This window comes from Sulfuricella sp., assembly GCF_035531155.1.
GTDB lineage: Bacteria > Pseudomonadota > Gammaproteobacteria > Burkholderiales > Sulfuricellaceae > Sulfuricella.
The window spans coordinates 1-6,479 of the sequence record NZ_DATKTK010000002.1; the positions used below are offsets into that span (position 1 = coordinate 1).

Sequence of the window (6,479 nt, forward strand, 5' to 3'; positions counted from 1 at the left end):
CGAACTCACCGGCGTGACCATGCGCCTGTGGCCCAGGAGCCGCTGCTGCGATGAAAAAGATATCGAAGATGCCGCCGAGGTCTGCGCCCGTCTGGGGATTCCCTACACGGTGCTGGACTATCGCGAGGCGTTCCGGCGTCAGGTGGTCGATGTGTTTGTCGCCGAATATCAGGCGGGGCGTACGCCCAATCCCTGCGCCCGCTGCAATCAATTTCTGAAGTTTGATGCTCTGCTGGCCGAAGGCGAAAAGTTGGGCGCCTCGATGCTGGCGACAGGCCATTATGCGCGTCTGGCGGAAACCCCTTCGGGTACTGCTCTGCTGCGTGGCCGTGACGATGCCAAAGATCAATCCTATTTTCTTTTCGCCATCGGCGCGGGGATATTGTCCCGCCTGCGCTTTCCCGTGGGTGGCATGAACAAGGACGAGGTGCGCGCCATGGCCCGTAAGCATGGCCTGCCCGTGGCCGCCAAGCAGGATTCACAGGATATCTGCTTTGTCCCCGACGGCGACTACCGCCGCTTTCTGGAGGATTACGCCGGATTGGATATGGCGCAGGAAGGGGAGATGGTCGACAGCAGCGGGCAGGTTATCGGCCATCATCCGGGTACCTTGCACTTTACCGTCGGACAGCGGCGAGGTCTGGGCGGTGGCAGTGGTCAGCCGCGCTATGTCCTCGCGCTGGACCCAACCCAGAACCGGGTGATTGTCGGCAGTGAGGATGAGCTCTACCGCCGTGCGGCCAGTCTGGCCGAGTGCAGCTGGCTGGCGGATTTATCGCCCGGTGAAAGCCATGCCGTGACCGTAAAATTGCGTTACCGCTCCCGCGCTGAGCCAGCCATGCTGCACCTGTTCCCTGATGCCAGGGCCGAACTCCGCTTCCCCGAGCCGCAACGCGCCGTCACCCCCGGTCAGGCTGCGGTCTGCTATCAGGGTGAGCGCCTGCTGGGCGGGGGCTGGATTCAGTACGCGGGATAGTCCGCGTGCGCGCCTGCATCAGGGTATACCCAATATATGCTGTATTTCCGGTAACATGCTCTGTACGCATTTTTTTCCCTCCGTTATGGCTTCACCGGCACGATAAAACTCCAGTAAGCCAATGTGGGACAGCTTTGGCGAAAGCAGGATATCAGGAGGATCTCCGGCCATGCGACTTTTGGTGATCCTGTCCTGCATAATATTGACCGAGCCGGCGATGGCATCAAACAGGCTGGGTGGTTGCTCCTCATCGCTGGTCGTTGGAAATATCGAGGCGGTATATGCCGTGACCAAATCTGATATTTTCCCCGCAACGCCAGTATCTTGTTTTTCTATGGCTTTGCTATTTTGAAGGTGTTTCCCGACGATATCATCATTTAACGTTACTGCTATAACCATATTGGCACCAAGAGCCCGACAGGCGGAAATGGGAACGGGGTTTACCAGTCCGCCATCTATAAGCCATTTACCATTGTTTTTAACCGCTGGAAAGAGGCCTGGCACTGATATGGAAGCAAAAACGGCCTCCAGGATAGAACCTTTCGTCAACCAAATTTCTCTGCCAGTTTGCAAATCTGTTGCTACTGAGGCATATTTTTTAGCAACAATATCCTCTATTGCTGAATCATCACTTGCCACATATTTTTTGAGAAAATGATGTAGCCGTTCTTTGTTGACAAAACCATTCAGTGACATGTTGATGGCAAAGAATTTGGCGATTTCAAGTTTTGTCAGTGAGCGCACCCATTCTTCCAGCTTCTCAAGATTGTTGGAAACATAGGATGCGCCAACTAATGCGCCTATGGAGGTACCACAAATAATATCCGGTACGATTCCATGATCACTTAGCGCGGTTATCACCCCTATATGTGCCCATCCGCGGGCGGCGCCACTTCCAAGAGCTAAACCAATAGTCATCGTGATCTCGCCTCCCTTGAGTTTTTGATGTCACAAGGCCCAGACTGTACTGTAACGCGCCCGCGAAGTGCGCGATAGGGAAGAAATGCGGATGAGGTCGCCCCTTTCGCGACCGCGGGGTCCTTTCCGCTTCCCAGCCGGCGGTTTTTGTCCTAATCTGGCGAACATTCTATAAAAACAGCCGCCCCGGAGTCGCTATCCATGTCCAATCCCGAGCAGGAAGCCCGCCAGACCATCGATCAGCTTCTGGGTGCTGCGGGCTGGCATATTTGTGATGCGGATGCGGTCAATATCCGTGCAGCGCGCTAGGAAGCGTTCGTGATGGATAGCAAAGAGAAGAAAAAACTAAGCGAGTCCGACATCTGCGACCTATTCATCACGCCCGCGATCAATAAAGCTGGCTGGGAACCAATGACGCAGATTCGTCGCGAGGTGACGCTTACGCCCGGCCCGGTCGTCGTGCGCGGCAACATGTCCTCGCGCAACAAGAAGAAAAAGAAATTCGCCGACTACGTTCTGTCCTGGGAGCCGGGCGTACCCGTCGCCGTGGTTGAGGCCAAAGACAATAATCACATCGTCAGCCACGGCATCCAGCAGGCGCTCGGCTATGCGGAAATCCTCGATGTGCCGAGCGCCCTCAGTTCAAACGGCGATGCCTTTGCTTCCCATAACAAAGCTTCCGCCGCTGGCGAAAACATCGAGACAGAGTTTCCGCTCGAATCCTTCCCTACACCTCAGGACTTGTGGAAGCGCTACAAATCCTATCGCGGCATCGAAGATGAAGCAGAAAAACTGGTCGTGCAGCCTTACCACCTGGATGTGTCGGGCAAGGAGCCCCGCTACTACCAGGTGGAGGCGATCAACCGTGCCGTCGAAGCCGTGGCCGGCGGCAAGAAACGCGTGCTGCTCGTCATGGCTACGGGCACCGGCAAGACCTACACGACATTTCAAATTATCTGGCGCTTGTGGAAAGCGGGTGAGGTCACGCGCATCCTGTTCCTTGCGGACCGGAACATCCTCGTCGACCAGACCCTCGTCAATGACTTCAAGCCCTTCGGCTCGGTCATGACCAAGATCAAGAACCGCAAGATCGACCCGTCATACGAAATCTATCTCGGCCTGTATCAGGCCATCACCGGCCCGGACGAAGAAGATAAGATTTTCAAACACGTCTCGCGCGATTTCTTCGACATGATCGTCATCGACGAATGCCATCGCGGCAGCGCGGCGGACGATTCCGCCTGGCGCGAAATCCTCGAATACTTCAACAACGCCGTTCAGCTCGGTCTCACCGCTACGCCCAAGGAAACCAAGTACGTCTCAAGCAGCACCTACTTTGGCGAGCCGGTTTACACCTACAGCCTCAAGCAGGGGATCGAAGATGGCTTTCTCGCGCCCTACAAGGTCGTGCGCATCGACATAGACAAGGACATCGAAGGCTGGACGCCGCCGCCAGGCATGACGGACGATCTGGGGCAGGCAATCGAGCAGCGCGAGTACAACCAGAAAGACATGGATCGCATTCTGGTGCTCAATCAGCGCACCAAGTTGGTTGCCAGGCGCATCATGAAATATCTCAATGCGACCGACCCGTTTTCCAAGACCATCGTTTTTTGCGAAGACGTCGACCACGCCGAACGCATGCGTGTGGCACTGGTGAATGCGGCAGGCCAGCTTGCGCTGGATAATCCGAAATACATCATGCGCATCACCGGCGACAGCGTCGAGGGCAAGGCCGAGCTGGACAACTTCATCGACCCGGAGAGCAAGTTCCCGGTTATCGCGACCACCTCGGAATTGCTGACCACGGGCGTTGATACCAAAACCTGCAAGCTCATCGTGCTGGACAAAACCATTGCCTCGATGTCCAGCTTCAAGCAGATCATCGGGCGCGGCACCCGCATCGACGAAGAAAACAACAAGTGGTTCTTCACCATCATGGACTTCAAGAAGGCCACCGAGTTGTTCCGCGATCTGGACTTCGACGGCGAAGCAGTGGTGATCTACGAACCGGGTGATGACGACGACCCCGTGCCGCCCGATCCGGAGCCCGGCGAAGGGGACGACGAGGGCGATGGCGGTGTCGACGAAACACCCGGCGTTTACAAAGTCCGCGTCAGCGGGGTAGATGTAAATATCATCGCCGAGCGCGTTGAATACATCGGGCCGGACGGTAAATTGATCATGGAGTCCTACAAAGACTTCAGCCGCAAGCAGATTCAGAAAGAATTCACCTCGCTGGATGACTTCCTCAATCGCTGGAACAGCGCCGCGAAAAAGCAGGCCCTCATTGACGAGCTGGAAGAACACGGCATCGTTCTGGACAACCTTGCCACGGAAATCGGCAAGGACTACGGCGACTTCGACCTGATCTGCCACATCGCCTGGGGCCAGCCCCCGCTCACCCGCAAGGAGCGCGTCAACAAGGTCAAGAAGCGCAACTACTTCACCAAATACGGCGAACAGGCCCGTGCCGTGCTCACCGCGCTGCTCGACAAATATGCCGACGAAGGTATCGCCACACTGGAAAGCGCCAAGGTGCTGCGCCTCGATCCTTTCAAGACCATAGGCACGCCCGTGGAAATCATCAACACCATCTTCGGCGGCAAGGAAAAGTTCGAAACCGCCATCCAGGAACTGGAACAAGAGCTGTTTAAGAAGGAAGAATCTGCATGAGTAATCCAAATGAGTAACGTCAGCGGCGTCATCAAATCCATCCAGGACATCATGCGCAAGGATGTCGGCGTCGACGGCGACGCCCAGCGCATCAGTCAATTGGTATGGATGTTTTTCCTGAAAATTTTCGATGACCGCGAAGCCGAACTGGAGCTGCTGGAAGACGACTACAAATCTCCACTGCCCGAGCACTTGCGCTGGTGCGCATGGGCCACCAACCCCGAAGGCATGACCGGCGATGCGCTGGCCGATTTCGTTAACGTGCAACTGTTCCCCTACCTGAAAGAAAAGCTGCCCACGGCAGGTGCGCAGGGCAAGCGCGCCCAGGTCGTACGCAGCGTGTTTGAAGACGCCTACAACTACATGAAGTCCGGCACCCTGATGCGCCAGGTCATCAACAAGATTTGCGAGATCGACTTCAACAACAGCGGCGACCGCCACACCTTCGGCAGCATCTACGAACAAATCCTGCGCGACCTGCAAAGCGCCGGCAACGCGGGCGAGTTCTACACCCCGCGCGCCGTCACCCGCTTCATCGTCAACCGCGTCGATCCCAGGCTGGAAGAAACCGTGCTCGACCCCGCCTGCGGCACCGGCGGCTTTCTCACCTGCGCCATCGACCACAAACGCGAGCATTACATCAAAACCCGTGAAGACGAAGAAACGCTGGTAAACACCATTCGGGGCTTTGAAAAGAAGGCGCTGCCGCACATGCTGGCTGTCACCAACATGATCCTGCACGGCATCGACACCCCCACCCACATCAGGCACGACAACACCCTGAGCCGCCCCTACAAGGACTACGGCAACGCCGACCGCGTCAACGTCATCATCACCAACCCGCCCTTCGGCGGCATGGAAGAAGACGGCATCGAAAACAACTTCCCGGCCCACTTGCGCACCCGCGAAACGGCGGACCTGTTCATGGCCCTCGTCATCAAGCTGCTCAAGGATCAAGGCCGCGCCGCCATCGTCCTGCCAGATGGCTTCCTGTTTGGCGAAGGCATGAAGACCCGCCTCAAACAAATCCTGCTGGAAGAATGCAACCTGCACACCATCGTGCGCCTGCCCAACGGCGTGTTCGCGCCCTACACCGGCATCAAGACCAACCTGCTGTTCTTCACCAAGGGCAAACCCACCGAGCACGTCTGGTACTACGAGCACCCCTACCCGAATGGCGTGAAGAGCTACAACAAGACCAAGCCCATGCGCTTCGAGGAATTCGAAACCGAAATCAACTGGTGGGGCGACGAGGCGGACGGCTTCAAGACGCGCGTGCAGACCGAGCAGGCCTGGAAAGTCCCAGTCGCCGACATCGTCGCCCGCAACTACAACCTCGACATCAAGAACCCCCACGTCGGTGAACAGATCAGCCACGACCCGGACGAACTGCTGGCCCAATACCAGCGGCTCATGAACGAGGTCGCCGACATCCGCGGCGCGCTCAAGCGTGAACTGGCGGCAGCCCTGGGCAGGTGACCACCATGAGCGACGTTGTCATCTACGAGGCCGAGGGCGGCCAATCCCAGCTGCGGGTGCGGCTGGACCACGAAACCGTGTGGTTGACCCAAGAGCAGATGGCAAGCCTGTTCGGACGCGAACGGTCGGTGGTGACCAAACACATCCGCAATATCTTCCAGGAAGGCGAACTGGCCGAGGATTCAGTGTGTGCAAAATTTGCACTTACTGCCGCCGACGGCAAAACCTACGACACCGCCCACTACAACCTCGACGTCATCATCTCCGTCGGCTACCGGGTCAAGTCCCGCCAGGGCACCCGCTTCCGCCAGTGGGCCACGGGCGTGCTGCGCCAGCACATCGTCTCCGGCTACACGGTCAACGAACAACGGCTGCGCGAGGAGGGCGTCAAGCTGCGGGAGATGCAGCGCACCGTGGCCCTGCTGGCCCG

At 57.4% G+C, this 6,479-nt stretch carries 5 protein-coding genes; 4 read left to right on the top strand and 1 reads right to left on the bottom strand.

The window, feature by feature from the left end; all coding sequences use genetic code 11:
* Positions 1–976: tRNA 2-thiouridine(34) synthase MnmA (gene mnmA / locus VMV64_RS00025; protein ID WP_325327893.1), on the top strand; the 976-nt coding region annotated here is incomplete at its 5' end.
* Positions 977–994: 18 nt separating this feature from the next.
* On the opposite strand, the gene VMV64_RS00030 is transcribed toward mnmA, so the two are convergent.
* Positions 995–1,894 (bottom strand): patatin-like phospholipase family protein, encoded by a 900-nt coding sequence (locus VMV64_RS00030; protein WP_325327894.1) that lies wholly within the window; start codon positions 1,892–1,894, stop codon positions 995–997.
* Between the two features lie 321 nt (positions 1,895–2,215).
* Between VMV64_RS00030 and hsdR the strand changes: the two genes are divergently transcribed.
* The 3 genes from hsdR to VMV64_RS00045 all read left to right on the top strand — a co-directional run.
* Entirely contained in the window at positions 2,216–4,570 is a 2,355-nt protein-coding gene (gene hsdR, locus VMV64_RS00035; RefSeq protein WP_325327897.1) for an EcoAI/FtnUII family type I restriction enzme subunit R, read from the top strand.
* Positions 4,571–4,579: 9 nt separating this feature from the next.
* A complete protein-coding gene (locus VMV64_RS00040; RefSeq protein ID WP_325327895.1) occupies positions 4,580–6,049 on the top strand; it encodes a class I SAM-dependent DNA methyltransferase in 1,470 nt (489 codons plus the stop codon).
* A 5-nt stretch (positions 6,050–6,054) separates the two neighbouring features.
* A partial coding sequence (locus VMV64_RS00045) for a virulence RhuM family protein (protein WP_325327896.1) occupies positions 6,055–6,479 on the top strand: 425 nt, incomplete at its 3' end.

Excerpts from the sequence above, each read along its gene's own strand:
- VMV64_RS00030 (WP_325327894.1), bottom strand. The coding sequence starts at position 1,894 with ATGACTATTGGTTTAGCTCTTGGAAGTGGCGCCGCCCGCGGATGGGCA.
- hsdR (WP_325327897.1), top strand. The coding sequence starts at position 2,216 with ATGGATAGCAAAGAGAAGAAAAAACTAAGCGAGTCCGACATCTGCGAC.
- VMV64_RS00040 (WP_325327895.1), top strand. The coding sequence starts at position 4,580 with ATGAGTAACGTCAGCGGCGTCATCAAATCCATCCAGGACATCATGCGC.